Annotated in this window: 30 protein-coding genes; 3 read left to right on the forward strand and 27 right to left on the reverse strand. The window is 51.2% G+C overall.

The window, feature by feature from the left end; translation table 11 throughout:
• Positions 1 to 9 precede the first annotated feature (9 nt).
• From dinG to KB559_RS06295, 13 genes are all read right to left on the reverse strand, one after another.
• A complete protein-coding gene (dinG, locus tag KB559_RS06235; RefSeq protein ID WP_211020977.1) occupies positions 10 to 2,868 on the reverse strand; it encodes an ATP-dependent DNA helicase DinG in 2,859 nt (952 codons plus the stop codon).
• A gap of 187 nt (positions 2,869 to 3,055) precedes the next feature.
• Positions 3,056 to 3,685: a tetratricopeptide repeat protein gene (locus tag KB559_RS06240; protein ID WP_211020978.1), complete on the reverse strand. Its 630-nt coding sequence runs from the start codon at positions 3,683 to 3,685 to the stop codon at positions 3,056 to 3,058.
• 108 nt (positions 3,686 to 3,793) lie between these two features.
• The gene (panD, locus tag KB559_RS06245) at positions 3,794 to 4,177 is read right to left on the reverse strand and encodes an aspartate 1-decarboxylase (protein ID WP_211020841.1); all 384 of its coding nucleotides are present in this window, start codon (positions 4,175 to 4,177) and stop codon (positions 3,794 to 3,796) included.
• Positions 4,170 to 5,075: a pantoate--beta-alanine ligase gene (gene panC / locus KB559_RS06250; RefSeq protein ID WP_211020842.1), complete on the reverse strand. Its 906-nt coding sequence runs from the start codon at positions 5,073 to 5,075 to the stop codon at positions 4,170 to 4,172. The genes panD and panC overlap by 8 nt, the downstream gene beginning before the upstream one ends.
• Complete coding sequence (gene panB / locus KB559_RS06255) at positions 5,072 to 5,941, reverse strand: 3-methyl-2-oxobutanoate hydroxymethyltransferase (RefSeq protein WP_211020843.1); 870 nt, start codon at positions 5,939 to 5,941, stop codon at positions 5,072 to 5,074. The genes panC and panB overlap by 4 nt, the downstream gene beginning before the upstream one ends.
• A gap of 278 nt (positions 5,942 to 6,219) precedes the next feature.
• Positions 6,220 to 7,194: a biotin--[acetyl-CoA-carboxylase] ligase gene (locus tag KB559_RS06260; RefSeq protein ID WP_211020979.1), complete on the reverse strand. Its 975-nt coding sequence runs from the start codon at positions 7,192 to 7,194 to the stop codon at positions 6,220 to 6,222.
• Positions 7,178 to 8,500 (reverse strand): CCA tRNA nucleotidyltransferase, encoded by a 1,323-nt coding sequence (locus KB559_RS06265; protein WP_211020844.1) that lies wholly within the window; start codon positions 8,498 to 8,500, stop codon positions 7,178 to 7,180. Before KB559_RS06265 ends, KB559_RS06260 begins: the two co-directional genes overlap by 17 nt.
• Before the next feature lie 25 nt (positions 8,501 to 8,525).
• Positions 8,526 to 9,686 (reverse strand): N-acetyl-alpha-D-glucosaminyl L-malate synthase BshA, encoded by a 1,161-nt coding sequence (gene bshA / locus KB559_RS06270; protein WP_211020845.1) that lies wholly within the window; start codon positions 9,684 to 9,686, stop codon positions 8,526 to 8,528.
• Between the two features lie 39 nt (positions 9,687 to 9,725).
• A complete protein-coding gene (gene bshB1 / locus KB559_RS06275; RefSeq protein WP_211020846.1) occupies positions 9,726 to 10,439 on the reverse strand; it encodes a bacillithiol biosynthesis deacetylase BshB1 in 714 nt (237 codons plus the stop codon).
• Positions 10,436 to 10,858 (reverse strand): methylglyoxal synthase, encoded by a 423-nt coding sequence (gene mgsA, locus KB559_RS06280; protein WP_211020847.1) that lies wholly within the window; start codon positions 10,856 to 10,858, stop codon positions 10,436 to 10,438. Before mgsA ends, bshB1 begins: the two co-directional genes overlap by 4 nt.
• 17 nt (positions 10,859 to 10,875) lie before the next feature.
• Entirely contained in the window at positions 10,876 to 11,679 is an 804-nt protein-coding gene (gene dapB, locus KB559_RS06285) for a 4-hydroxy-tetrahydrodipicolinate reductase (protein ID WP_211020848.1), read from the reverse strand.
• A 31-nt stretch (positions 11,680 to 11,710) separates the two neighbouring features.
• Positions 11,711 to 12,244, reverse strand: a complete 534-nt coding sequence (locus tag KB559_RS06290) for a tetratricopeptide repeat protein (protein WP_211020849.1) — start codon at positions 12,242 to 12,244, stop codon at positions 11,711 to 11,713.
• A 53-nt stretch (positions 12,245 to 12,297) separates the two neighbouring features.
• The gene (locus tag KB559_RS06295) at positions 12,298 to 12,630 is read right to left on the reverse strand and encodes a nucleotide pyrophosphohydrolase (protein WP_211020850.1); all 333 of its coding nucleotides are present in this window, start codon (positions 12,628 to 12,630) and stop codon (positions 12,298 to 12,300) included.
• A gap of 152 nt (positions 12,631 to 12,782) precedes the next feature.
• Here KB559_RS06295 and KB559_RS06300 point away from each other — a divergent pair, with 152 nt between their 5' ends.
• On the forward strand, positions 12,783 to 13,646 hold the full coding sequence (locus KB559_RS06300) for a YitT family protein (protein WP_211020851.1): 864 nt from the start codon (positions 12,783 to 12,785) through the stop codon (positions 13,644 to 13,646).
• A 107-nt stretch (positions 13,647 to 13,753) separates the two neighbouring features.
• On the opposite strand, the gene KB559_RS06305 is transcribed toward KB559_RS06300, so the two are convergent.
• The 6 genes from KB559_RS06305 to KB559_RS06330 all read right to left on the reverse strand — a co-directional run bounded on the left by KB559_RS06305 (position 13,754) and on the right by KB559_RS06330 (position 18,233).
• Positions 13,754 to 14,656 carry a sporulation protein YpjB gene (locus tag KB559_RS06305; protein ID WP_244861507.1) on the reverse strand — a complete coding sequence of 301 codons (903 nt, stop codon included), beginning with the start codon at positions 14,654 to 14,656 and terminating at the stop codon, positions 13,754 to 13,756.
• Between the two features lie 72 nt (positions 14,657 to 14,728).
• A complete protein-coding gene (locus tag KB559_RS06310) occupies positions 14,729 to 15,373 on the reverse strand; it encodes a DUF1405 domain-containing protein (RefSeq protein ID WP_211020852.1) in 645 nt (214 codons plus the stop codon).
• A 78-nt stretch (positions 15,374 to 15,451) separates the two neighbouring features.
• Complete coding sequence (locus KB559_RS06315; protein WP_211020853.1) at positions 15,452 to 16,330, reverse strand: menaquinol-cytochrome c reductase cytochrome b/c subunit; 879 nt, start codon at positions 16,328 to 16,330, stop codon at positions 15,452 to 15,454.
• Between the two features lie 65 nt (positions 16,331 to 16,395).
• Positions 16,396 to 17,067 (reverse strand): menaquinol-cytochrome c reductase cytochrome b subunit, encoded by a 672-nt coding sequence (qcrB, locus tag KB559_RS06320; RefSeq protein WP_211020854.1) that lies wholly within the window; start codon positions 17,065 to 17,067, stop codon positions 16,396 to 16,398.
• A 16-nt stretch (positions 17,068 to 17,083) separates the two neighbouring features.
• Entirely contained in the window at positions 17,084 to 17,626 is a 543-nt protein-coding gene (locus KB559_RS06325; protein WP_211020855.1) for a QcrA and Rieske domain-containing protein, read from the reverse strand.
• Positions 17,627 to 17,804: 178 nt separating this feature from the next.
• Positions 17,805 to 18,233 carry a DUF2487 family protein gene (locus KB559_RS06330; protein ID WP_211020856.1) on the reverse strand — a complete coding sequence of 143 codons (429 nt, stop codon included), beginning with the start codon at positions 18,231 to 18,233 and terminating at the stop codon, positions 17,805 to 17,807.
• A 71-nt stretch (positions 18,234 to 18,304) separates the two neighbouring features.
• On the opposite strand from KB559_RS06330, the gene KB559_RS06335 reads away from it, so the two are divergent.
• Positions 18,305 to 19,576 carry an MFS transporter gene (locus KB559_RS06335; RefSeq protein WP_211020857.1) on the forward strand — a complete coding sequence of 424 codons (1,272 nt, stop codon included), beginning with the start codon at positions 18,305 to 18,307 and terminating at the stop codon, positions 19,574 to 19,576.
• A 64-nt stretch (positions 19,577 to 19,640) separates the two neighbouring features.
• On the opposite strand, the gene KB559_RS06340 is transcribed toward KB559_RS06335, so the two are convergent.
• The 6 genes from KB559_RS06340 to KB559_RS06365 form a co-directional block, all read right to left on the reverse strand.
• The gene (locus KB559_RS06340) at positions 19,641 to 19,823 is read right to left on the reverse strand and encodes an IDEAL domain-containing protein (protein ID WP_211020858.1); all 183 of its coding nucleotides are present in this window, start codon (positions 19,821 to 19,823) and stop codon (positions 19,641 to 19,643) included.
• Positions 19,824 to 19,845: 22 nt separating this feature from the next.
• Positions 19,846 to 20,352: a gamma carbonic anhydrase family protein gene (locus KB559_RS06345; RefSeq protein ID WP_211020859.1), complete on the reverse strand. Its 507-nt coding sequence runs from the start codon at positions 20,350 to 20,352 to the stop codon at positions 19,846 to 19,848.
• 95 nt (positions 20,353 to 20,447) lie between these two features.
• Positions 20,448 to 21,536, reverse strand: a complete 1,089-nt coding sequence (locus KB559_RS06350; protein WP_211020860.1) for a hypothetical protein — start codon at positions 21,534 to 21,536, stop codon at positions 20,448 to 20,450.
• A gap of 106 nt (positions 21,537 to 21,642) precedes the next feature.
• Positions 21,643 to 22,242 (reverse strand): histidine phosphatase family protein, encoded by a 600-nt coding sequence (locus KB559_RS06355; RefSeq protein WP_211020861.1) that lies wholly within the window; start codon positions 22,240 to 22,242, stop codon positions 21,643 to 21,645.
• A gap of 122 nt (positions 22,243 to 22,364) precedes the next feature.
• Positions 22,365 to 22,967, reverse strand: a complete 603-nt coding sequence (locus tag KB559_RS06360) for an anti-sigma factor (RefSeq protein WP_211020862.1) — start codon at positions 22,965 to 22,967, stop codon at positions 22,365 to 22,367.
• Positions 22,964 to 23,557 (reverse strand): RNA polymerase sigma factor, encoded by a 594-nt coding sequence (locus KB559_RS06365; RefSeq protein WP_211020863.1) that lies wholly within the window; start codon positions 23,555 to 23,557, stop codon positions 22,964 to 22,966. The genes KB559_RS06360 and KB559_RS06365 overlap by 4 nt, the downstream gene beginning before the upstream one ends.
• A gap of 252 nt (positions 23,558 to 23,809) precedes the next feature.
• Here KB559_RS06365 and KB559_RS06370 point away from each other — a divergent pair, with 252 nt between their 5' ends.
• Positions 23,810 to 25,012: a GNAT family N-acetyltransferase gene (locus tag KB559_RS06370; RefSeq protein ID WP_211020864.1), complete on the forward strand. Its 1,203-nt coding sequence runs from the start codon at positions 23,810 to 23,812 to the stop codon at positions 25,010 to 25,012.
• A 33-nt stretch (positions 25,013 to 25,045) separates the two neighbouring features.
• On the opposite strand, the gene KB559_RS06375 is transcribed toward KB559_RS06370, so the two are convergent.
• Entirely contained in the window at positions 25,046 to 25,924 is an 879-nt protein-coding gene (locus KB559_RS06375) for an ROK family protein (RefSeq protein WP_211020865.1), read from the reverse strand.
• A 66-nt stretch (positions 25,925 to 25,990) separates the two neighbouring features.
• On the reverse strand, positions 25,991 to 26,776 hold the full coding sequence (locus KB559_RS06380; RefSeq protein WP_211020866.1) for an SDR family NAD(P)-dependent oxidoreductase: 786 nt from the start codon (positions 26,774 to 26,776) through the stop codon (positions 25,991 to 25,993).
• Positions 26,777 to 26,788: the final 12 nt, after the last annotated feature.

A 26,788-nucleotide genomic window follows, 5' to 3' on the forward strand; every position in this document is an offset into this window, starting at 1 on the left:
GAAGAACGTTTATTGTTCCTCTGCGTTCAGCCATTCCGAAATTCGCGGAACCATCTGCCCGAGCGGCATATGCTCCATTTTCGGTCCGGGCAAAGAATATAAAAAGTATTTCCCGTAGTAAGATTCCAAGATGCGTGTATCGTAAACAACCACGATCCCGCGGTCCTGCGAAGACCGGACCAGACGTCCGAAGCCCTGCTTGAACCGAATGACGGCTTGCGGAACGGACAGCTTCATGAACGGGTTCTTCTTCTGCTGCTGCAGCCGTTCGCTCTTTGCCTCCACAAGCGGGTGGTTGGGCGGCTGAAAAGGCAGACGGACGATAGCGAGACTCGTCAAAGCTTCCCCCGGAATGTCCACGCCTTCCCAGAAGCTGCTCGTTCCGAGCAGCACCGAAGCATGTTGTCCCTGGAAGCGACGGGTCAGCTTGGTCCGGCTTCCGCTATCCATTCCCTGCCCGATCACGGTAATTCCTTGTCCGGCCAGCTGCTCCTTCAAAGGATCATATACCTGCCTCAGCATCCGGTACGATGTAAACAGGACCATCATACGGCCCTTCGTTACCACCGCTGTGTCGGCAAGGGACTGAACCAGAGTAGCCACGAAATGATCGTCGCCTACACTTCCCTTTACGCTTGGAAAGTCCCGCGGAATGACCAGCAGCGCCTGTTCCCGGTAATTGAACGGGGAAGGCAGCATCGAAGTAATCAGTCTGTCCTCCGCCGCGGCTTCGGTTAATCCAAGCTGATCTATCATATACTGGAACGATTTGTCGACCGACAACGTAGCCGAGGTCATGACTACACTTTTCTTTTTGTCGAAGAAATAACCCTTCAATTGCGCGCTCACGTCGATCGGAACCGCGAAAATTTGCAGGGACCGGCTACGGTAATTACCGTTTCCTTCTATCCAGTATACCGTATTCTCGTCCTCCAGCTTAATAAAAAATCGCAGCGCGTCGCGTTCGGTTCCGAGATCCTTCAAGAGTCCGCTAATATCGGTGATCAGGCTCTCATAGCCGTAATCATGGTCGTCTTCCTTAAGCTCGTTGATCATCCGCTCGCCTTTGCGGAGAACGTCGCCCATAGCCACAAAAATTTGATTCTCCAGCGCGGTAAGCGTATCCCACGCCTTCGGTTTCTTTTGCGGCAGCAAGCGCAGCACAAACTGTCCAGGATCCCCTGGCGCTGCATCGCTGCGTTCAGGCATCAGCGTAAACATCAGCTCGGCCAGCCGATCCCAGTTCTCCTTCACATCCACAAGGGTCGGGTACAATCCGTCAATAACCGAACACCATTCCGCAGATTTCTCACTTCCCGATTGCTGCAGCATACTGCGCAGATTCGGGAATTGTCCGGTTTTACTATCCTTAAACAGCCGGGTGAGCGTATGGACAACGGTAAAATACTTCATTTGAAGTCCCAAATGCTTGCCTGCCACTTCTTCCAAATGATGCGCTTCGTCAATTACCAGACGTTCGTATCCAGGCAGCAGCTGGTGGCCGGCTTGAATATCGGTGAACAGCTTGGAATGGTTCGTAATGACCACATCGGCAACACCCGCTTCATGCTTGGCCTTGTGATAGTAACATTTGCGGAACCACGGGCAAGAGCGGCCAAGGCACGAGTCCGATTCACTCGCCACCGTTTCCCAAAAATCTCCACCGCGGTTTCCAAGGTTCAGCTCCTCGTCGTCGCCCGTCTCCGTATGGGCCAGCCATACGATCATCTGGGCGGCCGTCATCACCTCTTCTTTAGGTGTCGCAAAGTCTCTTCTATTAATTTTATGTTCAAATTTGCGCAAACACAAATAATGCTGTCTTCCCTTGAATACAGCTGCGCTGAACGGAAAAGGCACGACCTCCGTCAACAGGGGCACATCCCTTTCCCTCAGCTGCTCCTGGAGGTTGATCGTATGCGTGCTGACCATTACCTTCTCATCATTCTTCACGCTGTGGTAAATAGCCGGAAGCAAATATCCGAGCGATTTACCCGTTCCGGTCCCCGCCTCGATCAGCAAGTGCTTATCTTCGTCAAAAGCCTGGGTCACCTCGTTCAGCATCAGGTTCTGTGCTTCGCGCTCCTCATAATCGGGCAGCTTGGCGCGCAGCTTCTCCCGGACCTGCTCCATGAATTGCTCAAAGGAAACATCGCGAAGCGGATTGCCAAGCATGGAGTTTCTGGCAGGCTCGATGTCCATCCAGTCCTCCACCTGCAGCGCAAACTGCCGGTAATACGTATAACCGTCAGGGCTCTGATCGGCCTCCCGTTCTTTTTCCTGAAGCATGGCATCAAAAAACCAGCCCAGATCGCTGTCTTCTCCGGCAAAAAGGTCTGACAACCTTTGCAAGACAATCAGCGGCAAATCGGCCAGTTCCTCGAGACATTTCAAGAAAATGAGCGCGGTCGCCAAAGCATCGCTATCCGCCTGGTGGGGCCGGTCATGCTCAACCCCGAACTCGGATGCGACCATTCCCAACTGATAAGTGGTCAACGAAGGGAAAAATATTTTCAAAAAATCCATCGTATCGAGAATGCGTCCCGTAAAAGGCAGATACCCGGTTTTATCGAGCGCACTCTGCAAATAATTAAAGTCGAAGGCGACGTTATGTCCCACAAGAACGGCGTCGTCAAGTAGCGGCACCATTTCCATCATGACTTCGTCCAGATCCGGCGCATCCTTGACATCGTCTTCCGAAATTCCCGTAAGTCCCGTAATAAAGGGAGGTATGGGTATTCCCGGCTTCACATAGGAACTATAGACCCGGGATACTTTCAAATCTTCATCTATAATGGCAAGCCCTGCTTGAATAATTTCATCAGAGGACTGGTTCCCCGTCGTTTCAAAATCGAGTACGGCATATTTCATGAGTTCCAAAGTCCCTTTCGTTCCAGTCTCTTTTACAGCATAACAGAAGTAAGCCGTTTTGAAAATTCCGGTGTAGACGGTATCCCCGGCAATGCGGACACAATAAAGAGCGATGCTCCCCCATTGAAAGGGGACATGCACCGCTCTTCTGAATCATGGCTTTTGTAACTCAGGTGACCGGATTACATTACAGCAGCGACGTCAATTCGTTTCCGTACTGGAGCTTCCCGGAGCTCTTCATACAGGCTTCCAGATTGGCCAAAGGCTCGGGCAGCGAAGGATCATGATAATGGGCCAAAGTAAAATATTCCTTCGCTTTCGTGCGCACGCCTTGCCGGGCTTCAATGCAGCCGAGCGCGTTATAAATAATCGAACGAAGTCGTTTACTTCCGGAACCATCCAGCACTTTCCAGAAATGAGCAACCGCTTCTCCAAACTGTTCCAGATGCATATGGCACATCGCCAAATAGGTTCGAACCACCGTGCTTTCTGGATAGGTTTCCAAAGAAATCTCAAACTGAGGCAATGCCTGGGAAAACATTAAAAGTTTATAATACCCTTGTCCTTTAATAAAAGCAGCGCAATTCATTTCGGGAAGCTGGGCGCTTTTTCCGCTGTCCGGACTTGCCCAGCTCTGGCGGAAATCGCCCATTTTCTCTTCAAAATTAAGCCATTCCTCAATAATGCCGTCACTCATATGCTTGAGCAAATGCCATTTCTTAGCCAGTTCTTGCTTCTGGTCGCCTTGGGCAACAGGATATAAGGTCACGATTTCATCCAACATGTCATTCATTTCCGCAAATACATGCTGAAACATCATTCGCATCCCACCTTTAACGAAAATGAAAGCAGCTTGAGCCTTACGTTCATTTTTTGTCTTTGGCGGGCTTTTCATTCCCGGAGGCATTAATTGCATACGAAGGGATTAGCGTACCGTCGCGTGCAGCTCCTGGCTTGCGGTTTCGACCGGAAAGTTATTCTCGTCCACGAACACGACCGTAGGCATGTGGCTTCTCAGCTCTTCCGGCGACATTTGTGCATAGGAGATAATAATGACCTGATCGCCGGGTTGCACCAGCCGTGCAGCGGCTCCGTTCAGGCAAATGACCCCGCTTCCGCGCGGTCCCGGAATAACATAGGTTTCCAGCCGGGCACCATTGTTGTTGTTGACGATTTGCACCTTTTCGTTTTCAAGCAGATCGGCCGATTCCATCAAGCTCTCGTCGATCGTAATGCTGCCGATATAATTTAAATTCGCCTCCGTTACGGTAGCGCGGTGAATTTTCGATTTCATCATCGTTCTATACATGCAGCGCCTCTCCCTTCTTCATCAAAATTACGTTATCGATTAAGCGCGTCGTTCCGAATTTTACGGCTAGCGCAACGAGGACCGGTTCTTTCGCATCCTTCAGAATTGCCGACTCCTCAACAGGATTCAAGCGCGGATAATGGACAATCTCCACATAATCGATTACCGCCTGTGGCTCGGCCTGAATCGCCTCCGTCAATGCCTTGAGTGCTTCCCCCGCAGTAATGCTCTCACCGGCTTCCACGCCGGACTGCAGCTTCTGCAGGCTTCTGGATAACACCTTGGCTGCTTCCCGCTGCTCAGCGCTCAAATACACGTTACGCGAGCTTAACGCGACGCCGTCGCTCTCGCGGATAATTGGACAAGGTATGATCTCAACATCGAAATTGAGATCCTGAACCATTTGCGCGATCACCGCCGCCTGTTGTGCGTCCTTTTGTCCGAAATATGCGTTAGTAGGCTGAACAATATGAAGCAGTTTGCCCACGACAGTCGTCACTCCGTCAAAATGTCCCGGGCGTGAAGCTCCACACAACCGCTCCGTCAATCCCTCCACCTTGATCTTTGTCGCCGTAGGATGAGGATACATTTCTTCCACGCTTGGCAGGAACACGGCGTCCACGCCTTCGCGTTCAGCCAGCGCCAGATCCTTGTCTTCATCGCGGGGATAGCGGTCGAAATCCTCATTCGGTCCGAACTGGATCGGATTCACAAAAATGCTAAGAACGACGATTTCGTTATCCTGACGTGCCCGCTGCAGCAAGCTCGCATGGCCCTCATGCAGAAATCCCATCGTAGGAACAAGTCCCGTTTTGGGAAATTTTCTATCTTTAGCGGCTTTAATCCGCTCGATCTTTAAGTATTCCTTTAGTTCCCTGATCTCTCTAAACACTTTCATGACCGGGACTCCACCTTCCCTTTGCCGTATAATTGCTCGATCACACCGTCTTCGGCGGCAAACCCGTGTTTTTCTTCCGGAAACGCTTTGCCCTTCACTTCACTTACATATTGTGATATGCCAGTGCGAATCTCGGCACCGATATCGGCGTAAGTTTTGACGAACCGCTTCTCCCGGTAATCCGAGCCGTATTTCAGTACATCATGGAATACCAGCACTTGACCGTCAACCTTCCGGCCGGCACCGATGCCGATCGTCGGAACGGAAATCTTCTCCGTAATTGCTGCGGCTACTTCTTCTGTCACCAGTTCCAGCACGATGCCGAACACTCCGGCGCTCTCCAACGCCTTCGCTTCCTCCAGCAATCGCCGGGCATCGCGCTCATCCTTACCCTGTATGCGATAACCCCCGATCTGGTTGACGGACTGAGGCGTCAACCCGATATGGCCTAGTACAGGGACACCGGCCTCAACAATTCTTCGAACCGCAGGGGCAATTTCGGGGCCGCCCTCCATCTTCACGGCATGGGCGCCGCCCTCCTGCATGATCCGCCGCACGGTCTTCAGAGTTTCATCAATACTTCCGTGATATGTCATAAAAGGCAGGTCGGCTACGATAAAGGTATGCTGCGCTCCGCGGGCAACCGCCCGGGTATGGTATACGATATCGTCGGTCGTTACCGGTATGGTGGAATCATATCCGAGCACCACGTTCCCGAGCGAATCGCCGACCAGCAACACATCGATGCCCGCCTCTTCCGCCAGCTTGGCGGAAGGATAGTCATAGGCGGTAATCATCGTAATCGGATTGCCTTCCTGCTTCATTTTTTTCATCTTTACAATGTTCAGTGGATGTTTAACAGCCATTGTTTCTCCATCTCCTCCGGCTTTCCGGTCGTGAGCGTTTCGTTCGCGGACACGCCAAAAAAACCTTTTAGTTTAGGCACTAAAAAGGTCCGAAATCCAAAGAAGAGTCACTGTCGCTCGTTCTTTCTGTCTCGGTCCTCTTCGGCTCAGAGCAGAATCCAACGTCACCGTGGAAATCTCATCAACTCAAAATAAGCTATATTGTGCCCTCAAGAGTGCAATTCGAATACCGATATCGCCTCTTGAGGACAGTATAACAAAATGTTTTGCATTTTTCATCATGCAAGTTGTACATCTCCTGAGAAAATCGTGATGTGATTGCCTGTATCGTCCAGCAGAACCAGCGCCCCGGACTCGTCTAAAGCCTCGGCCGTCCCCTCCGTCTCGCCGCGTGGGGTCTTCACGGTCACGCGCTTGCCTAACGTCACCGATAAGGCTTCCCATAAATGGCCAATGGGTGCGAAGCCTTCCTCTTCATAGAGATTGTAGAGCTGCTCCAACTCATTCATTACGGCCGAAATCAAGGTTGCGCGGCTTTGAGTTTGGCCGCTCTCAATTTTTAAAGAAGTAGCGACCTTATGGAGCTCCAGAGGCAGTTCTTCCAACTCTACATTCACATCGATTCCGATACCGGCTATACAATATTTGATCCGCTCATCTTCGCCGACGGATTCGATCAAGATCCCGCATATTTTTTTGCCTTGAACCAGCAAATCGTTCGGCCATTTGATTCCCGCATCCACCCCGGTAACTTTTCTAATCGCCCGGCACACCGCCACAGCGGTCAACAGAGTGAGCTGCGGCGCAAATGACAAGGGCCGCTGCGGTCGCAGGAGCAAGCTCATCCATATCCCTTTACGGGCTGGAGAATACCATCTCTTTCCTTGGCGGCCGCGGCCCCCGGTTTGCTCTTCGGCGATGACCAAAGTCCCTTCAGGTGCGCCCTCTTCTGCAAGCAACCTTGCTGCCTCCTGCGTCGACGACGTTACTTCCATCAGGTTCAAATCCCTGCCGAAAGATTTTGTTTGGAGTTCTTTCAGCACGTCGCCTTCCTCCAGCTTGTCCGGTGCAAAAACAAGACGGTACCCTTTACGGGACACCGCTTCGAATTCATAGCCTTCCTCACGAAGCTTATTGATCTGCTTCCATACTGCCGTTCGGCTGATCGACAGGCGCCGGCTGATCTCCTCGCCCGATATATACGATCCGCGGTGTTCGCGCAGAATGTCCAGCAATCTAAGATGTTCCATTATCATTCACCACAACTTTCGCATGTTCCAGCAGAGTTTCCCGTTCGTTTACGCAGTCCCCGGCAGCGACCTCGAGCAGCAAGCGGTTCATTAATTCCCCTAACCACGGACCGCCTCGCTTGCCGAGATACTGAATCACATCCCCGCCATTCACGGACAGCTCCTGCAGCGTATGGATAACAACTTCCTCATGCCACTTTCCTTCTTCTTGCTCCAGTAGGCTGAGTCTCTCATGGGTGGCAGGCTCCGAATGACGGGTTCTCAGCAGGGTCTCCTGTCGAAGCAGCCAATTGGCGGCAACCGCTTTTCCGAATGCCAGCTGCAGCTTTATCCAGTTTTTCCGCTTGAGCCGCTCTTCCATCCCGGACAATTTCACGGTACTCCAGAGCTCGTCAAACCGGACGAGTGAGGCAGCCATTTGCGCCGCTGCATTGGAGAATGTCCATTCTTTCATCAGGCTTGCAGACTCATCCCCAGTTACACCAAGTGCTTGCAGCAGTAGAGACCATCGTATTTCAGCACGGTCCGGCGAACATCGTTCCAAGGCAGCAATCCATAACGAGCGCTCCTCCGTCTTCGCAAAGGGAGCCAGGGCTCCTTGGGGTACCGGTGCCTTCACATGTTCCAACAATCCGCTGCGCTGAAGCATGGCCAGGCCCCGCACCGGATACGGGCCCAGCACGATCTTTTCCAGTTCGGTTCGAATTCGTTCCATGGCGATGAAGGCGATTTTCGATCTGCCGGCGCGCATCGCCGACCAGAGGCTTTTCACCGGACGGAACGCGAATACGGATGCGAAGCGGACGGCCCGCATCATGCGCAGCGCATCCTCGTCAAACCTCTCCGAGGCATCGCCCACGCAGCGGATCAGGCCGGCCTCAATATCTTCGCGCCCGCCGAAAGGATCGGTAAGCCTGCCTTCCCCGTCTCCGGCGATCGCGTTCATCGTAAAGTCGCGCCGCTGCAAATCCTCGGTGAGCCTCTCTACGAATTCCACGCTAGAGGGATGACGATGATCTTCATACTCCGCCTCTTTACGAAACGTGGTTACCTCAAAGGCATGATCGCCCGATACTACGGTAACCGTCCCATGCTGGAGTCCCGTCGGAATGGTGCGATCGAACAGCCTTATCACATCTTCAGGCTTGGCCGAAGTTGCTATATCCATATCATGGACGGGCCGACCCATAATTTCATCGCGGACACAGCCGCCGACGAAATAGGCCTGGTATCCGTTTTCCAGCAGGCGCGCAAGCACCTTTTCCCCCTGATGTCGCATCAGGGGGTCTGCCATTTTCCAAAGGCTCATGTTCCATAAACCTCCAACTTGCCGTTTAACCGCAGGCCGGCTTAATTTGCGGCAGCTTACGGTCCAACACGCGGTAATAAATCGATTCATAGGCGGCTGTAATAATATCGCTGCTGAACTCGGACTTCGCCCGCTTCAAACACGCTTCACGAACTCTTGCTGCCAGCTCCGGCTGACTTAACAAGGAAATGCAATAGTCGGCCATTTGGCGAACATCCCCGATCGGCGCCAAAAATCCGGTCTCCCCGTGAGCCACAAGCTCCGGAATCCCGCCTGCTATCGATCCGACGGTCGGCACGCCGCAGGCCATCGCCTCCAAAGCCACGAGACCAAAGCTTTCCTTTTCCGAAGGAAGCAGAAGCACATCGGCCATCGAGATCACTTGGGCGATGTCGTCCTGCTTGCCAAGGAAATGGACTTTGTCGCTGAGTCCCATCTCTTTGATTTTCCACTGTACTTTAGGCAAATCCGGGCCTTCTCCGACAAACAGCAACCGGGATGGAATTTGTTGATTGACCAAATTAAAGACGTCAACGACGTCGCTTACGCGTTTCACCGGTCTGAAGTTGGAAATATGCATCAGCACTTTCTCTTCCGGATCGGCAAAATCACGGCGGCATTCGCAAGCGCTCCGCGGATAGTATTCTCTTCCGTCCACAAAGTTGTAAGTCAAATCGATATCCCGCGTAATATCCAGTACTTCACGAGTTTCCCGCATCAAATCCAGGGAGACCGAAGTCACGGCATCACTTTCGTTAATCGCAAGACGTATCAGATCCTTAAGCGACTCGTCTTGAGCCAAGACCGTGATATCCGTCCCGTGCAGCGTCGTGACAACCTTCAGTTTGTCCCCGACCATCTGTTTCGCCAAGAAGGCGCACACCGCATGAGGAACGGCATAATGGACATGCAGCACATCCAGCTCCTGCTCTTTCGCCACCTGCGCCATTTTGGTCGCCAGGGATAAATCGTAAGGAGGATACCGGAACACGTAATAATCGCTGACCTCGACCTCATGATATTTAATGTTTTTGTGAAAGCTGCCGAGCCGGAAAGGAACGCTGTGGGAAATAAAATGGACCTCATGTCCCTTTTCCGCCAGCTGTTTACCCAGTTCGGTCGCTACTACCCCCGAGCCGCCAAGCGACGGATAGCAGGTAATTCCTATTTTCAAAAATGGGTCCATATGGTGGGGGCCTCCTTATTTGTTCTGATCCTGTATAGTTTATGAGCGGCCGGACCCGAATAGATTAACCAGATACGGTGTTTTAACAGCAAAACCTTCCGCATACGGAATCAGCTTGCGCTGTCCTAGCAGGGAGTCTCTGGCTTGAACCCGCTCCACGTAACCTTGATTCAGCGGAGTAAGCGCCACATCCTCTCCTGCGGAAGCCTGTCCGAATTGCGAACGGTAGCAGCCGAGGGCCTCTATCTTGCTGGGGTAACAATCCGTTACATCCACCAGTAAATCCGGGGTTTTCCAGTCGTTGATGAAATAATAATACAGCTCCGGAGCCGGTACCGCCGGCTTGTCCGGCATATAGCGGCGGAGCTTGGCGTTGAACGCGGCTTCTTCCACGAGTTTGCTGCAAGCCACATGATCGGGATGACGATCCTCCCAATACGGTGCAAAAATTACCGAAGGTTCATACTTGCGAATTACTTCGGTCACCTTCGCGATTTGTTCGGGTGTTCCCGACAATCCACGGTCCGGCAATCCCAGGTTTATGCGGAGCGAAGCTCCGAGCACCTCGGCCGCCGCCAACGCTTCCTGCTTACGAAGCTCCACGGTACCGTTGGATGACATCTCCGCCTGGGTCAAATCGCATAAGCCCACCTTATATCCTGCGGCTACCTGCTTGGCGATCGTACCTGCCATTCCGATCTCCGCATCGTCGGCATGAGCGCCGAAAATAAGAATATCCAGTTTCTCGCTCATTGTCCCAGCCCCGGCTTATTATTCTCGACCAGCTCCCGCCATGCGAAATCCCCGCGATCGAGCGCTCTTACGAGAATCTCCGCCGTCGCCAGGTTCGTTGCTACCGGGATACCATGAACATCGCAAAGACGCAGTAATGCCGTAATATCCGGCTCATGCGGCTGCGCCATCAACGGATCACGGAAGAAAATCACGAGATCCATTTCGTTCTGAGCGATCAAAGATCCGATTTGCTGATCGCCGCCGAGCGGACCGGACAGAAATCGATGAATTTTCAACTCCGTCGCTTCCATGATCCGCAGACCCGTTGTCCCGGTGGAGTACAGCTTCTTATCCTTAAAGACATGCTCGTACGCAATTACAAAATTAACGATATCTTCTTTTTTACGGTCATGGGCAATAAAAGCAATATTCAACATGTTTAACTCTCCCTCTGTCAATCCACAAAATGGTCGAATCCGTAGATCATGCCTTGATATTCCAGCACCTTTTTAACCGCCAGATTCACGCCGGGCATATAACCCGCGCGATCATAGGAATCATGCCGGATCTTCAGCGTCTGTCCGAAGCCGCCGAAGATCACCTCCTGCTGCGCGAATACGCCGGGCAGGCGGACGCTGTGAATACGGAATCCGTTGTAGTAACCGCCCCGCGAGCCTTCGATCGTTTCTTCTTCCTTCGGATTTCCTTGACGAAGCTCCTCACGGTTCATTGCGATCAACTCCGCGGTTTTGACCGCGGTACCGGAAGGGGCATCCAGCTTCTGATCCCCATGATACTCGATGATCTCCAGATGAGGGAAGTATTTCGCGGCCTGCGCCGCAAACTTCATCATAAGAATGGCGCCGATCGAGAAATTCGGAGCTATCAATCCGCCGATGCCTTTATCTTTGCACTGCTTGTCCAGAAGCTCGATTTGCTCCGGAGTAAATCCGGTCGTTCCGACCACCGGAGCTACCCCGTGCTTGACCGCTAATGCAGTGTTGTCATAAGCGGACGCCGGGGTAGTAAAATCGACCAATACCTGAGGTTTACTCTCAACTAAAGCAAGCTCCAGATCCGTAGTCATCCGGACGCCGCATGCCGGAAGCCCGACGATAGAGGCTGCGTCAACTCCTTCATCACTTTGGCCGATAGCAGCGACCAATAGAAGTTCCGGATCTTCCAGAACCATCTTTATTACTTCTTTACCCATTCTGCCTGCCGCTCCTGCAACAGCTACTCTAATCTGTTCACCCACCCGAGATCCCCCGCATTCTCTAGAAATTATTTTACTCCATATATTCCCTGATTCTTTGTTCCAATTCTTGCAGTTGTTTGGCAATCCCGTCATCCTGCGGCAAAGAGGCCGCTTCTTGGGCGGCGTTTAAAGCCGATTCGTATTGCTCTAATTCCGTATACGCGATCGCCAGCCAGATTTGGGCGTCCACAGACAACGGATCCAGCTCCACCGCCCGTTCCAGCAGTCTTGATGCAGGCTCTGCGGCTCCCGCTTTATTCACCGAGCTTCCTCCGGATTCTCCCTCCAGCAATCTCTTAGCCATAAGGGTCAGTTCCTTGGACTGCAAACGGTCAAAGTGCAGCATATATTCCTCCTGCAAAGGAGCCAAAGCCGCCGCCAATCGGGCATGGACCAGCGCTTTCTCCAAGCGGTTGCTTCTAGCGCAGGTTATCGAACATCTATAGTGGATATCCCCATTGTCCGGCTCGAGGGCAAGCGCCTGCTCAAACCATTGGATCGCCTGTTCAAAGTCGTTCTCGTAGATGCTCCGGTAAGCTTTTTTCAAGTATTCCTCTGACTTCATCTGCCGTCCCCCTGTCGATGGGCTGATATTACTACAGCATATGAAGATTGGTCCTAATCGGTGTTCTTTTTGGTCCAACGTGTAGCATCGCGGGTATTAAATTTATGCATCACTTTATCGTGTGCAGACGTTAAATCAATACCGAGCGAATTGGCGAAACACATCGTGATGAACAAGATATCGCCTAATTCCAGCTCGATCGAATTATCGGCTTCGTCCGCCTTTTTCGGCTTCTCACCATAAGTATGGTTCACTTCGCGGGCCAATTCGCCGACTTCTTCGCTCATCCGGGCCAGCATCGCGAGCGGACTGAAATAACCTTCTTTAAATTGGGATATGTATTGGTCCACTTCACGCTGCAGCTCGGCGAGAGACTTCTCTTTCAAGGGCCATCCCTCCGTTTAAGGTCTGATATCATAACTATGTTATCGTAAAGAAGATTTGAAAACAAATCATTTTTTAATCGTACCGTAAAAAGGTATACTAAGGTGTACTGCTTAAAAATCATCATACAAACGATAGGTGAGGGATTAATTGAATGAACACTGGTAAACTCTCAGGTTACATGAAGACGATACTTCCAATTCTTTTGGGGACGGCCGTCTATGCCTTCGGGCTTCTTTATTTCATTATACCCAATCAATTGATGGAGGGCGGCGTAACGGGCATAACCATCCTGCTCAAATACGCTTTCGGGATTTCCCCCTCGCTTTCCAACCTGGTTATTAACATCCCGCTGTTCTTTCTGGGTTGGAAAATCCTCGGCGGCCGCCAAATTATATATACGGGAATCGGAATCGGGTCGCTTTCGTTCTTTCTATGGATTTTCGAAAAAATGATTGATTCCGGATGGATCGAGACGTTTGAAACGGATTATATCCTGGCATCTTTGTATGCCGGGGTCACTCTCGGAGCCGGGCTCGGCATTGTTTTCCGCTTTGGCGGGACAACCGGGGGATCGGACATTATTGCCCGGATTTTGGGGCGGAAATACGGATTCAGCATGGGGCAGGTCATCCTGACGATCGATATCATCATTATCGGCTTGTCTCTATTCTATGTAGCCAAAGAAAATATACTGTACACCCTCGTCGCCGTATTTATCGCCTCCAAAGTCATCGACTTCATTCAGGAGGGGGCTTACGCAGCCAAAGCGCTTACGATCATCAGCGACCATGCTCCGCAAATCGCGGACATTGTTACACGGGACATGGACCGCGGAGTTACGCTGATTCCGGCGATCGGCGCTTATTCTAAGCAAGCCAAGCACATGGCTTACTGCGTCGTATCCCGGCAGGAGATCAGACGCCTCACTGCGATCGCCAAATCGGTCGATCCGCGGGCGTTTATCATCATCAGCGATGTGCATGACGTGCATGGAGAAGGCTTCAAGGAGGAATAGAAGATCCTACAAGGGTTCCGTTCATGGTTATATGAAATCATGTCAGGAACAAAGAAAAGACGCCTTAAACGGCGTCTTTTTTATAATAAAGCACTTTGAAACTTTCTTTAAAACCGGTAGCTGTCCGCCCTGTCTTTTTTGGCATGAACCGACATTACGGTCTGGTCGGCTCGGTATTTCCGGAGTCCGGTATAAGCCAGCGCCAGCACAATCCACCCGCCGATCAGCACGCTCCAGTACCAGGGGCTTCCGAATCCGGTAATCGGCAAAAATACGGGTTCCCCCGTTTTTCGTCCAAACAGCTCCTTGAGCAGTCTTTCGCCTTGGCTCACCGCCTTGCCTGCGGATGGCTCATCCCAAGCTTTATCATTGCTGAGCCGCTCGACATAGGACATCCAGGAATCGAAGCGGTTGATTTCGGAAGCGTCCTTGCGAATCACCGCAGCGGGCCGGATCATAGCATAATGCGACTGCAAAGCCAGAAAAGCCTCACGAAACAAAGCGGGACTCCCCTTGGTTCTGCCTCTGTGCATCTTCTCCATATCATCAGCCATCACTTTGTAGTATTGAAGCCAAAGCGCATTATCCTGATGTGCTAGGCTGTTTACCGCCAATCTGAGCCTTGCGGACGATGAAGCCCATTCTTCGGGAGAGACCTCTGCCCTAGCTAGCGTCTCACGGACATCTATGATGCTCTCCGCCAGGGCATGTATTCCCTCAACCGAGGTCAGCCCTTTAAAAGAGAGTCCCTCCAGAGAGTCGGTCAAACGCTCCATTTGCTGATGAGCCCCTTGCGTATTCCCCTCTTGCATATCCCGATACAGTTCTTCGGCCGCTTGCTCGAATAGGGCCAGCTTCTCCTTATCCCCCTGTACCAAGCCTTTGGTAGTTTCCTTTGGCGAATCAGAGGCGGCTGCGACCGATCCGGCGCCATATGGCAGCAATCCGCCGAGCATAAATGAAATACCCAGTAACGAATACAATATAATTTTCCTAATTGCATTATTCACGGACAATCCCCTCCCTACCACCATGGTATGGCGGGCTGTCCAACCTTAGAACTTGGGTCCAATTAAGATGATCTATTGAACTCGGCTGATCCTATTTCTTTTAGCGCCTCTGAGGGCCAGCCAGCCGGCTCCCACACTGGCCAAGGTCAGGCAAATGGTAAAGACCATGACAGCCGGAACGTCATCCCACAGCGGCTGCGGCAGCCAGGGATATACTTCAAACATATAGTCTACCGCATCGTTAAGCAGCGTCCAGGCACCCGCGCACAGCAGCATGCTTGTCCCAAATTTGAACAATCGGACATACAATAGGGCTTCGACGGCCATAGCCAAATGGGAAGCGACCAGCATCCAGTCCTGCCAGACCAACTCCCCGCCTTGAGCATATCCGCCAAAAATCATACTGACTGCCCATACTCCATATTTCACGCTGGTCACTACAGCCAATCCTTCAATTAGAGTGCGGAGAAAATGATATTTTCCCAGTTGGGCAGGAAACAGAAGGAACAACAGAGCCAATGTAAAGAAAAGACTTGCCGTCGGGCTGTCCGGAACGAAAACAAGCTGCCATTTCGGATGATTTACCCAGGTGTCCCGCAATTGGCTTTCATACCATATGTATCCGTAGATCGTACCAAGTAGATTACAAATAAACAAAGGCCACAACAGCAGCCGCGAAGATAAGAATGAACGGCTCCAGAAGAGTGATAATTTCAAACCTCTACCCCTTTTCCCTATGTAAAATCTAAAAAAAACCTGACCGCCAAAACGATCAGGTTTTCGTTTACTACTATTTTACTGTTCCGTTTTTTGTTTCGCAAGCCACTCGGCCAAATGGTCGATGTCCTGGTCGGTCAGACCGTTGCTGATCGCCGTGTCGTACATCGGTGGCATCTTGCCGTTGTAGCCTTCCTTAATGATGGCAAGGATAGCATCCTTATCATGCTTGTCGCCAACTCCGCGAAGCGAAGGACCGCCCGCGCCTTTTAGGTCGGCTGCGTGACAAGAAATACACGTTGCAGTCTTATAGGCTTCCATCGCCGGATCGTCCTTATCCACGATCGCGACTTCTTCCTGCTTCGTTCCGCTTGAGGTCGGCAGACCTTTCTCCCGGTTCTCCCTCGCTTTTTCTTCACGCTGGATATGTTCCGGCTCAGTTCCCGAAGCTTCAAGTTCATGCTTGTAATGCGTCCATGCAAAGTTCGTCAAGTACACCAGGGAAATCAGCGACAGAAACATGAGTGCCGATGCAATCGGACGTTTGTAAAAGCGCCGTTCTTTGCCGCGGTCCAGGAACGGAGCCAGCAGCAGTCCCCCGAAAGCGACGGTAGGAATACCAAGGGTACCCAATACGACAAAATCACCGGAAGCATAAGGGTATTTCAGATATTGATACAGGAACAGGAAGTACCAGTCCGGCATCGGAATAACCGAAGCGCTGGGATTGGCCGGAAAACCGAGCGGTGCCGGTTCCGAAATCGTCAGTACTAGAAACCCGACAAGAACGACAACCCCAACCATCCATTCTTTGAGCAGAAAGTTTGGAATGAAGGCCTCCGATTTACCCGGATAGGCCGTATAGTCGGGAGGAGTAATGAACCCTTTTCCTCTGCGGACCCGTGAATCGCCGACAAATACGACTTTTTCCTGTTTCGATTTGTCTCCATGAGCCATGTAAATGCCTCCCTTCTCAATTTGTTGAAATGATCACAGTTTACCTTCTAGCGCTCTATTACATCTTACAGAGGACCGGAAATCCCCTGTCTGCGGATCATAATAAAGTGTCCAACCAGAAGGATCAACAGCACGGCAGGAAGGAAGAACACATGGATGGCGAAGAAACGGGTAAGCGTTTCGGCGCCGACAATTGTACCGCCCTGCAGCAGTTCCTTAAGTATCGGTCCCAATACGGGAATCGAATTCGCAATTTCCAGTGTAACCTTGGTCGCAAAGTAAGCCTTATTGTCCCAAGGAAGCAAGTATCCCGTCAAACCGAGTCCGATCATAACGAAAAAGATGAGCATGCCCACTACCCAGTTCATTTCGCGCGGCGCTTTGTAAGAGCCGGTGAAGAACACGCGCAGCGTATGCAGGAACATCATCACGATGACCAAGCTCGCTCCCCAGTGGTGCATCCCGCGGACGATTTGTCCGAACGCGACCTGGGTCTGCAGATACTCGACACTGTTGTAAGCATTAATGATATCGGGAACATAGTACATCGTCAGGAACATCCCCGAAAGAATCTGGATTACCGTAATAAAAAACGTCAAGCCGCCAAAGCAATATACGAACGCCGAGAAATGATGCGCCGGATTGACATGTTCCGGTACTTCATGATCGGCAACATCTCTCCAGATCGGCGTGATATCAAGACGTTCGTCAATCCAGTTGTACACATTTTTAAACATCTGAATCTACGCCTCCTTATTTCACAATGGTATTCGGGATAATCTCGCCCAAATAGACCCAGTCGTCCTTCAGCATTACCTTGTACTCGTCGAGCGGTTTCGACGCAACGGCAAGCTGTTTGCCTTCCTTCGTATAATGCGCTCCATGGCACGGACAGTGGTATTCGTCCGGGAAATTCTTGTCGTTGTTCCAGCCGATTGTGCAGCCCAAATGCTTACAGATCGGTGAAAGCGCATAAATTTTCCCGCTCTCGTCCTTCCGGATCCAGGCCGTGAGATTCGCCGTACTTAAGTACCATCCGTCCTGCTGTTTCAGTTCGAATGTAAATTCCTGCGGTTCGCTCGTAATTTTGCTGATTTCGACCACTTTTACAAAAGCGCCTTCGCCTTTCTTCTGCAGAATAGGGTCCACGGCAAAACGAACCATCGGAAGCGTCACACCGGCTGCCATAAAAGCGGTAGCGCCTCCCAGAGTATATGTAAGAAACTGCCGACGGGACATTTCCTTACGTACGGGCGGTTTATGCGATGATTCATGCTCTTCGTGCTGATTGCTCATACTGTCTTCAACCCCCTTTGCCAGCCAATTCTTTCTCCATTTCAATGACATTAATCACACTTATGTGTAAGACATATTAATAATATATTAGCCTTCTAAGAGCGTCAAGAATTTGACACATCTTTTCCACCTTCCGGGAGCTAACCCTTCTGAAAATGTCGATAATTTGTCACAATCATTACTTGCGGCCAGTTTGCCACATTTGTTGAATTTGACCTTTGACCTCCAGAGTCGCCGCACGGTTGTCATTAGGTGAATAACGGCCCGGAGTAATGATCAGATCGGCGTCCGGCAGCACATCCGATGTAAATTCCACATTTTCAGAGATCACGATAGCGAAAGCAAAACCGGAACTCTTGACTTTACGGCAAACCGAATTGATCTGTTCGGCAATCTCTTCCCGTCCGTATTGAAAAGAAGGATATGTGACAACTCTCCCCTGGAAAGGGAGCTCCACCCAATCCATGATATCTCTTAGCCTTTCCAAAGCCCCCGTCACTTCATACGGTTTTTCTTCTCCGGTAAGGCCGGTAACAGGAATCAAGCATGTATCCAGGTATGGGCTCAGTTCTTCCCATGTCTCGGGTTCCACTTCGCTGAATTTCATAAAAAAATCCCCCTCCTATTATCTTTACTTTATAATATATAGAAAAAAGCGCTTATGGAGGAGTCCCTTTTATGGAAATTGAAACACAAAGCCAGCCCCGGGCAACCGGAAGGATAAAATTTATAGACCAGTTTGCCGCGCCTTTCCGGCAATCCCGACCATTCCCCTTCCTTTGGCTTGGGCAGCTGATTTCTTTCCTAGGCAGCTCCGTTACGATGATTATTCTTCCGGTAGTCGTTTATACCATTACCGGATCGACGACCATTATGGGCTTTATTATGGCCACGTACATGCTCCCCAACATTTTGATGCTCCCCGTGTCCGGATGGATCGTGGACCGTTATAACCGGACCGGCATCATGCTCTTCACCGATGCGGCGCGCTTCGTCTTGATGATGGCTATCGCCATTCTTTTGTTTACCGACAGCTTGTCCATCGGCATTCTGTTTGTGCTCGTTGCCTTATACGGGATGATGGACGGCCTTTTTCAGCCGGCATATGCCGCTGTGCGGGCCAGTGTGTTTACACCCGATATTCGCAATTCCGCCAATGCATTGACCCAGATCAGCAACCAGGCCGTCCGGCTGATCGGCCCTTCCCTTGGCGGACTGCTGGTGACCTTTCTGTCCGCGGGCTGGGGAATCGGGCTCGACGCTTTGACCTACGCCGCTTCTTTCGGATGTCTCTTATTCCTGCGCAGGCTGATTCCAGCCCATAAAAAGGAGATCAAGCAGAGCTCCGATATTAAGGGAGATTTTGCGGAAGGCATAAACGTCCTCAAAAGCAATCCATGGCTTTGGGTTACGATTCTGGCATTTTCCTTCATTAATATTTGTTACGGCGGATTGGTGATCGTCCTCATTCCGTGGTTATTTAAAGTCCACCTTGAAATGACCCCTTACATATATGGCATCGCCGTAACTTGTTCGGGTGCCGGTGCGATCCTCGCCGGACTACTGTTCGGTACGCGCAGCCAATGGCGCCGTCGTGGCCTCTTAGCCTACGGCGGAGCCTTCCTAAGCGGTTTGGCCCTGTTTCTGATGGCCTTTACCACGTCGGCGATCGGTCTTTGCGCCCTCTTTGCTCTGGAGGGATTCGGCATTATGATGTTCGGACTGATCTGGGAGACGAGCCTCCAGGAACTCGTACCGGAGCAGGCCTTCGGCCGCGTAGCCAGCCTCGATATGCTGGGATCGTTCGCCCTGCTCCCGCTAGGCTATATCGCCATCGGGTGGTTGGCCGATCATATCGGCGGAACGGAGACCATGACTCTTTTCTCCGGGATGGGTATCCTGACTGTTCTGTTGGTCCTGTCGCTGCCATCCATTCGCAGATTCGATTAAACCTTAAAAAAATAGCTGCCGAGACTTTCCCGGCAGCCCAAGAAATGCCTTCGGGCATTTCTTTTTATTTTTCCAATGTCTTCAGTTCATCCGTAAGAAGCCGGAAGGCCAGCTCATCGCCTTTTGCCAGAGCGTTGTCGATCTCGCTGTAAATTTGCTCCGACCGATGTTTGCGTAACGCCTCGTCCCATACCATCTCCGCCGCCAAACTGAGCATTGCTTCATAAGTAACCTTCATCTGATCCATAGGATGCACCTCCAACCCATTGTTAAGAGATCCTATATTCTTTTCCTTTCACCACATAGCTCTCCGCCGTTAATTTCATTCGCAGCAGATCCTCCTCGGTCAGCTCGCGAACGACTCTGGCCGGTGAACCCAAGGAAAGAGTATAGGGTGGAATAATCTTGTTTTCCGTAACTAGAGAACCTGCTCCTACTAAAGCATATTCACCGATCTCGGCGCCGTTTAAGACGATCGCCCCCATACCGATTAATGTGCCTTGGCCTATCGTGCAGCCATGGATGATTGCCCCGTGGCCTACCGAGACATCATCCATAACGATCAACGGTTGATTGGTATTAACATGACCGATTGCCCCGTCTTGAATATTGCTGCGCTTCCCGATGGAAATACCGGCCAAGTCGCCTCGGAGCACGGCATTGTACCAAATCGTAGATTCTGCGCCTATTTTGACGTCGCCAATTATCTTAGCTCCGTCCGCTACAAATACCGAATTATCGAGCAAAGGCTTTTTCCCTTGATATCCCAGCAACATGCCGACCACTCTCCCCTGGTTATGAACTGCTACCTTAATTGGGAGTGATTTTAACAATACCCACGACAGTTGTCAACGGCGTTAAGGTAAACGTGTTAGCCTTTGAGCAGCTTATGTACTGCGGACTTTCCGAATGGAGTCGTCTGCACGTACCTTACCCCCTGGCCGTCTTCTCCGAGCCTTACCATCCCCAAATGAAGCATCATTCTCAAAATGCGTTCCTCGAAAATGGATTCCGGCGAATCATAGAAGAAAGGCTTGATCAGGGACGACATCCTGTCATACAGCGAGGATGCGGTTACCCACTCTCTGGAGCAGCGTTCAATCCAATATGCCAAAGAGAGCAAGTTAGGGATAGGCCCTTTATAAAGTCTTAACCAAAAGTAGACGAACTGCATCATCGGCTCGCGTCTTTCCTCCGCCAAAAATGTCTCTCCCGCCGTCGTCAGGATTAAACGGTCCGTATTTTCCCGGATCCATCCGCAATGACTGGCGTAGTCGTACAATAAGGAAAGCCGGTTCGGGTAATCCTTAAAACGGCGGCCGTATCCGAAACGCCATCCTTTACCGACAAGTGCTTCTGAAATATGGAGCTTTTCCAGAATCTGCAGTTGATTCCGGCGATACATCACCCCTTCGTTGTTAAGAGGAATCTCATGCTCCTGCACATAGCGCAAAAACAGGATCAAATCCTCGGAGAGCAGTTCGGGCTCTTCCCGGTACATCGCCGGCTCTCCGTTTGCGGTCATGAGTTCGGATCTGAACCGGTTCTCCAGGGCTTCACGGAAACGCCGCTTCAAATCTTCGGGTACCTCGAACAAATAACGTGTGTTGTGGGTCATCCCCTGGAATAACCATCCCCGCTGCCTGAATCTGGCGATGACATCTCTCGGGCTTTCCCGTTCTCTGGCATCTTCCGTAAAACGTGACTGCTGGGCACAGGCGATCAATTCTTCCAAACTGAATTGGCGGCGTCCGTCAAAGATCAACCCATTCAGGAACCGCAAATCTTCCAAACTCATTCCCTCTACATGGTGTTCTATAAATTCCCTTCGCCCGATCGTCTGTAGAATGGATTGAATCAATTCGTGCTTGGAATTCCCGTTGCATTCGCATTGGTAATGGTTTGCTATTCTGCTGAGCTGTCCGATGTCGGCAAATGTAAGCATATCCGCCAGATTCATATCCTAACCGCCTCGCCGTTTTACTACCATTATGGGAATTTTTTCGGCATTTATTCGGCAGCATAAAAAAAAGCAACCCGGACGATTGCCGGATTGCTTGAATATTTCACTTCGATTCTTCTATGATCTCTTCCAAATGACGGGTGCAGTTGTATAATCGCAGCGCCCATTCCATCTCTGATTTCTCCAGGACGGTAAGCGATAGATTGCCAATCCGCTGGGTACACTGATCTTGATATAATGCCGTAAACAACTGGGCAAGTAGTCCTCCATGGGTCACGACCAATACATTACTGTCCCCGTATTTCCCTTCCAGATCCTGAAGGAAAGCAAGCGCCCGGGCCCGGATTCCTTCTTCTTTTTCCTGTCCGAGCTCAAGCAGGTTCCAATCCTTACCCCACTTCGCCTCTCTCTCCAGAGCCGTCAAGCCTTCAACCTGACCAAAAGCTCTTTCTTTAATCCGTGAATCGGGTTCAAGGAGAGGGATGTCCAGTTTATCGGCAATAATTTTTCCTGTCTCTTCCGCGCGCATCAAACCGCTCGTAATGACATAATTCCAATGGTACTCCTTTTCATCAAGCAGACGTGAAGCCAAAAGCCGTGCTTGTCTGCGGCCTTCTTCATTTAGCGGAATGTCGCTTTGGCCTTGAATTCTTCCGGCCGCATTCCAATCGGTCAACCCATGACGTACCAATCCCACCAACATGATTTCCCCTCCTAATCCTGATGAAGAATTCTCGTGAAGTTCATTATAACATGTAATAAAACAAAAAACGCTTCTCACCGCGGCGTTGCGGAGGAAGCGTTCACTGCTAGTTACGGAAGCCATTATCTTCTCGAACGGCGAATCCCATTCCAGGAAACGAAAGCCAAGGCCATCCCTGCCGCCGATAAAAGCATCCAGTATTGCGGATATGCAGGCCCCAATTGAACGACGAACGGCTCCACGATTCCACGCGATACACTCGGTAACGCAAACAAGAAATCATTCGAAATCTCGGTATCGGCAGCAGCCACCGCGGCGGGTACGATTCCGGTCGTCGGCTTGCTGGCTTCATTACTGCCCTTTAGAGAACCCCCAATAGCGAACAACAGCGTACTGCAAAGGAAAACGGCCAGGAAAACACCCGCCCATATCGAGACACGCCGGCGCAGACGTTTGGAATGACCCTTGTCCCGAATATCCGGGGCAAGCCACGGGGATTCCGCATAAATGCGATCCATTACTTTGCGATTCACGGCTTCGGCCTGCTCTTCGCTGATTTCAATCGGCAAAGCTTGAACAGCTTCCAGGCTTTCCATCCAGATGTGATATTCAGCCGCGCAGGATTCGCAGCCCAAAAGATGCCATTCCAGCATTTTGCGCTGTGGATGACGATCCGGAAGATCCGGCATCAATCCGAACAGTTCTTGGGCCTCTCTACAATTCATCTGCTTTTCATCCCCTCGTAATGCTCGTAAATCGGTTCATAAAAGTAGGGTTCAAGCTGACTTTTAACGCTACTCCGCGCACGGAACAACAGAGATTTCACTGCGCTGACGCTTTGTCCTAAAATGCTGGCGATTTCCTGATAATCCAACTGGTCGTATTCGCGTAAAATAAGAGCCGACCTTTGTTTTTCAGGCAGATTGTTAATCGCTTCCCGTACTTTGCCAACCTTTTCGCTCCGCAAAACGGCTTGCTCAGGAATGGCCTCGCCGGGTGCTACCGGAACGAAACCGCTCTCTTCCAACGGTACATTGGCACTGCGCTGCTTACGCAGCTCACTGAGTACGGTATTTCTTGCGATGGTGTACAGCCAGGTGGAGAAAGAAGCGTCTACTTCGCGAAATGAATCCAAACTGCGGAATGCTTTATAGAACGTTTCCGAGCATATATCTTCTGCGAGCAACTCCAGATGAGCGCTCTTCAACATGTGATATACAAAGGCCAATATCTTGCGCTGGTACCTTCGCATCAGCTCCGAGTACAGCTCCGTATTGCCTTCCTTGATCTCACGAATCATTTGGGAATCCGTCATCTGAGTGCGATCCTCCTCGCCCATCCATGCGCTTCTTCCCGTTCGATTCTTCTTTCATTATTACCGAACAGGATTCAAAAAGTTGCGGTTGATATGTAACAAAATTTAATTATTAGTTTAAAAAGGTTAAAATATGACTATAACAGCAGGTTTCCAACAATCAATCCATATTATAGCATGAAACTAGGGATTAAAAAAATAAAAGGGCTCTCTTTTTTAAAATTAAGGAAAAAAAACTAAAGGGAATGATGAATGATGGAAATCAGAATAGTCAGGGAAAATGAACTAAACGAGGCTGCGGCTTTAGCGAATAAAGTATTCCGCAGCGGGATGCAAGGGGATATGGGGGCTTTCTTCCCCACCCTGTTTCGGACGGGGGTAAGCCATTCGTACGGAGCTTTTGACCCGGCTGGAAACCTGGTATCCTTTATGGGCTTGGTTCCGGTTCAAATTAAGTCGGGGACGGGCCGGATCCTTGCATTCTCGGTGGGGGCCGTTTGCACGGACCCCCAATCCCGAGGCTTGGGACTTGCCAGTGAACTGCTGAATCAATGCCGGGAGCACGCTGAGCGCTCAGGCGCTTCGCTGCTGTTCATTTCGGGAGAGCGCTCGCTTTATACCCGAGCAGGCAGCTTGGCCTTCGGTAGAGCCAGCAAGTTTGTGATCAAATCAAATTCAGACAAGCCGCTCGAGGTTGCGGGAGAAACAGGATCAGGATCAGCGACAGCGACCGTCCGCGACATGATACCGGAAGATATATTTAATGTACATAATCTGCTACAGCAGCGGCCTGCAACGATTGAATGGAGTCTCCAGAAATTACAGCAATTTATAGGCTCAGCCCCGTACGCAGGTGTTAGCGGACTCCGGCAGCACATCCGGGTCGTAGAGTCCCTGACCGGTCAGATCATAGCTATGGGGGTATTTGCGGTTCCGATGGATCCGGAAGTTCCGGAGGTTGAAATTCCTGTTACCGGGGCACCTCCGACAGCCGATGCGGACGTCCTTCGCAACGGCCATCTGCTGGAGTGGGCCGGTAACCCGGAGGCCATGCCATTGCTGATCTCCGATGCGGTTTCCCGTTTCCGGTTGGATGAGCTTACGGCCATTTTACCCTGGCATGATGCAGTTTTGTCGGAAGTGCTTCAACAAGCATTCCAGGTTCGTCCCGACAATCAGAACAACGCTGGAACCGTGATGATCGTCGATGCAGCCGCTTTGATCACCCAGGCTGGATTCTCGGAAGACGGCCAGCCGGACAAGCCGGTCATTTCCGTCCTGACGGACAGCCAATTCGAACTCCGTATAGGGGATCACACTATCCCGATCAACGGGAACTCCGAGTTATGCTCGGTGCTGTTCGACCCGGAAAGTCCGGTTCTTAAGCCAACAGGTCTGAGCGAAAATCCAACTACCGTTCAGCTCCCTTATATGTATGGACTATATTTTATATAGTCCAGGTGTCACATTTCAGTGATGACCTGCCGATTAGGTGCGCTTCAATGCCTGGAGTCCCAGAACAAGCGCACCTTTCAGGCCGGCGTCATTTCCCAGCCCCGGCGGAACAATGTACCGGTCAATGTCGGCGCCCAGCTCAGCAGCGCTGACATAACCTTGCAGGTTCTTTTGCACCTCCAAGCGAATCAGCGGGAAAAGGTGACTCTGTCCCATCACTCCTCCTCCCAAAATCACCTTTTTAGGAGATAAGGTTAGAATGGTGGTCGTAACGGCCTGGCCAATATAATAGGCTTCAAGCGACCACGCAGGGTGTGAATCCGGAAGCTCACTGCCTGGTTTTCCCCATCTCAGCTCCAGCGTTGGTCCTGCGGCCATACCTTCCAGACAATCACCGTGATAAGGGCAGCCGCCTTGAAACGTATCCTCGGGATGATGTTTTACCGGAATATGTCCGCCTTCCGGGTGTACCAATCCGTGAATTCCTCGGCCTTCCGCCACGATGCCCAAACCGATCCCGGTTCCGATCGTGTAATATACGCAGCTGTCCAAACCTTTTGCCGCGCCCCATGTCGCTTCACCCAGCGCTGCCGCGTTTACGTCCGTATCCCAGCCATAAGGCACCGGGAATTTGTCTTTCATAGTCCCTAAGAAATCGAAATTTCCCCACCCCGGCTTCGGCGTCGTCGTAATATGTCCGTATTGAGGGCTGTTAGGATCTATATTGATGGGACCAAAACTGCCGATCCCGATCGCGCTAACCGGTTTATCCGAAAAATAGCCGATGATATGCGCCAAAGTTTCTTCGGGCTGAGTGGTCGGAAAGCTGACCCGGTCCAGAATCTCCCCCTGTTCGTTCCCGATACCACATACCATTTTTGTACCGCCTGCTTCAATGGCGCCAATATTCATAACTGTTCCTCCAGCCTTATAGATGTACTGTTCCGTTAAGATGCTCCGCTGATTTACTTATATTGCTTATAATACTGTGGATTTCCCGCCATCAATATTGACCGAAGTCCCTGTAATATAAGATGCCGCTCCCGAAGACAGGAAAACGATGACATTCGCAGCCTCCTGCGCTTCACCGATCCGGCCTAACGGGATATCATGGCGCGGATCCCGGGCAAACTCTTCCCATTCCAGTTCTGGTGCGGCCGATTTCCATTTTCGTTCGATTTGATCGCTGCGAATTAAGCCGATGCACACCGCGTTGACCCGTATGCCGTCCCCTGCAAGATCCTTGCTCATCGCCTTGGTCAAAGCCAGGCCGGCCGCCCGGCTTACTGATGTAGGCATGGACGAGGCCCCAGGAGTTTTGCCTCCGATCGCTGTGACATTCACGATAGCTCCTCCATTTTCCGCCTTTCGCAAAAACGGTAAAGCCGCACGCGAGAAATGAATCGCGCCAAACAGCTTTAAATCCAGATCCGCTGTCCAGGCATCATGCTCCACCTCCGGAAACGGTCGGGCTGCCGACGTTCCTGCATTATTAATAAGAATATCAAGGCCGCCAAGCCGCTGCGCCGCTTCTTGAACAGCCCGTTCCGCTTCTTCACGGACGGACACGTCTGCGGAAATCCATATTGGGGCGTTGCCCGTCTTTTCCTGAATCAACTTCGCGGCTTCCCTCAGATTGTCTTCATTACGTGCCACGATAGCCACTTGCGCCCCCTCGGATGCCAGCGTAGTCGCCGTCGCTAGTCCGATTCCCTTGCTGCCTCCGGTAATAATCGCCTTTTTATGCTGCAGTCCCAAATCCATAGTATCAACCTC

Source organism: Paenibacillus sp. Marseille-P2973 (assembly GCF_018101095.1).
In the GTDB taxonomy this organism is placed as follows: domain Bacteria; phylum Bacillota; class Bacilli; order Paenibacillales; family Paenibacillaceae; genus Fontibacillus; species Fontibacillus vini.

Coding starts and splice junctions, on each gene's coding strand:
- dinG (WP_211020977.1), bottom strand. CDS start 2,868: ATGAAATATGCCGTACTCGATTTTGAAACGACGGGGAACCAGTCCTCT.
- KB559_RS06265 (WP_211020844.1), bottom strand. CDS start 8,500: ATGAGCCTTTGGAAAATGGCAGACCCCCTGATGCGACATCAGGGGGAA.
- KB559_RS06345 (WP_211020859.1), bottom strand. CDS start 20,352: ATGTTGCTGGGATATCAAGGGAAAAAGCCTTTGCTCGATAATTCGGTA.
- panB (WP_211020843.1), bottom strand. CDS start 5,941: ATGGCTGTTAAACATCCACTGAACATTGTAAAGATGAAAAAAATGAAG.
- KB559_RS06360 (WP_211020862.1), bottom strand. CDS start 22,967: ATGAATTGTAGAGAGGCCCAAGAACTGTTCGGATTGATGCCGGATCTT.
- KB559_RS06240 (WP_211020978.1), bottom strand. CDS start 3,685: ATGTTTCAGCATGTATTTGCGGAAATGAATGACATGTTGGATGAAATC.
- KB559_RS06340 (WP_211020858.1), bottom strand. CDS start 19,823: ATGGATCAGATGAAGGTTACTTATGAAGCAATGCTCAGTTTGGCGGCG.
- KB559_RS06325 (WP_211020855.1), bottom strand. CDS start 17,626: ATGAGCAATCAGCACGAAGAGCATGAATCATCGCATAAACCGCCCGTA.
- mgsA (WP_211020847.1), bottom strand. CDS start 10,858: ATGTTGAATATTGCTTTTATTGCCCATGACCGTAAAAAAGAAGATATC.
- KB559_RS06370 (WP_211020864.1), top strand. CDS start 23,810: ATGATGGAAATCAGAATAGTCAGGGAAAATGAACTAAACGAGGCTGCG.
- bshB1 (WP_211020846.1), bottom strand. CDS start 10,439: ATGAGCGAGAAACTGGATATTCTTATTTTCGGCGCTCATGCCGACGAT.
- KB559_RS06375 (WP_211020865.1), bottom strand. CDS start 25,924: ATGAATATTGGCGCCATTGAAGCAGGCGGTACAAAAATGGTATGTGGT.
- KB559_RS06350 (WP_211020860.1), bottom strand. CDS start 21,536: ATGAATCTGGCGGATATGCTTACATTTGCCGACATCGGACAGCTCAGC.
- panC (WP_211020842.1), bottom strand. CDS start 5,075: ATGAAAGTGTTTAGAGAGATCAGGGAACTAAAGGAATACTTAAAGATC.
- KB559_RS06330 (WP_211020856.1), bottom strand. CDS start 18,233: ATGAAATTCAGCGAAGTGGAACCCGAGACATGGGAAGAACTGAGCCCA.
- KB559_RS06315 (WP_211020853.1), bottom strand. CDS start 16,330: ATGGCTCATGGAGACAAATCGAAACAGGAAAAAGTCGTATTTGTCGGC.
- qcrB (WP_211020854.1), bottom strand. CDS start 17,067: ATGTTTAAAAATGTGTACAACTGGATTGACGAACGTCTTGATATCACG.
- panD (WP_211020841.1), bottom strand. CDS start 4,177: ATGTATAGAACGATGATGAAATCGAAAATTCACCGCGCTACCGTAACG.
- KB559_RS06365 (WP_211020863.1), bottom strand. CDS start 23,557: ATGACGGATTCCCAAATGATTCGTGAGATCAAGGAAGGCAATACGGAG.
- bshA (WP_211020845.1), bottom strand. CDS start 9,686: ATGGACCCATTTTTGAAAATAGGAATTACCTGCTATCCGTCGCTTGGC.
- KB559_RS06300 (WP_211020851.1), top strand. CDS start 12,783: ATGAACACTGGTAAACTCTCAGGTTACATGAAGACGATACTTCCAATT.
- KB559_RS06380 (WP_211020866.1), bottom strand. CDS start 26,776: ATGGATTTGGGACTGCAGCATAAAAAGGCGATTATTACCGGAGGCAGC.
- KB559_RS06355 (WP_211020861.1), bottom strand. CDS start 22,242: ATGTTGGTGGGATTGGTACGTCATGGGTTGACCGATTGGAATGCGGCC.
- KB559_RS06335 (WP_211020857.1), top strand. CDS start 18,305: ATGGAAATTGAAACACAAAGCCAGCCCCGGGCAACCGGAAGGATAAAA.
- KB559_RS06290 (WP_211020849.1), bottom strand. CDS start 12,244: ATGAAGTCAGAGGAATACTTGAAAAAAGCTTACCGGAGCATCTACGAG.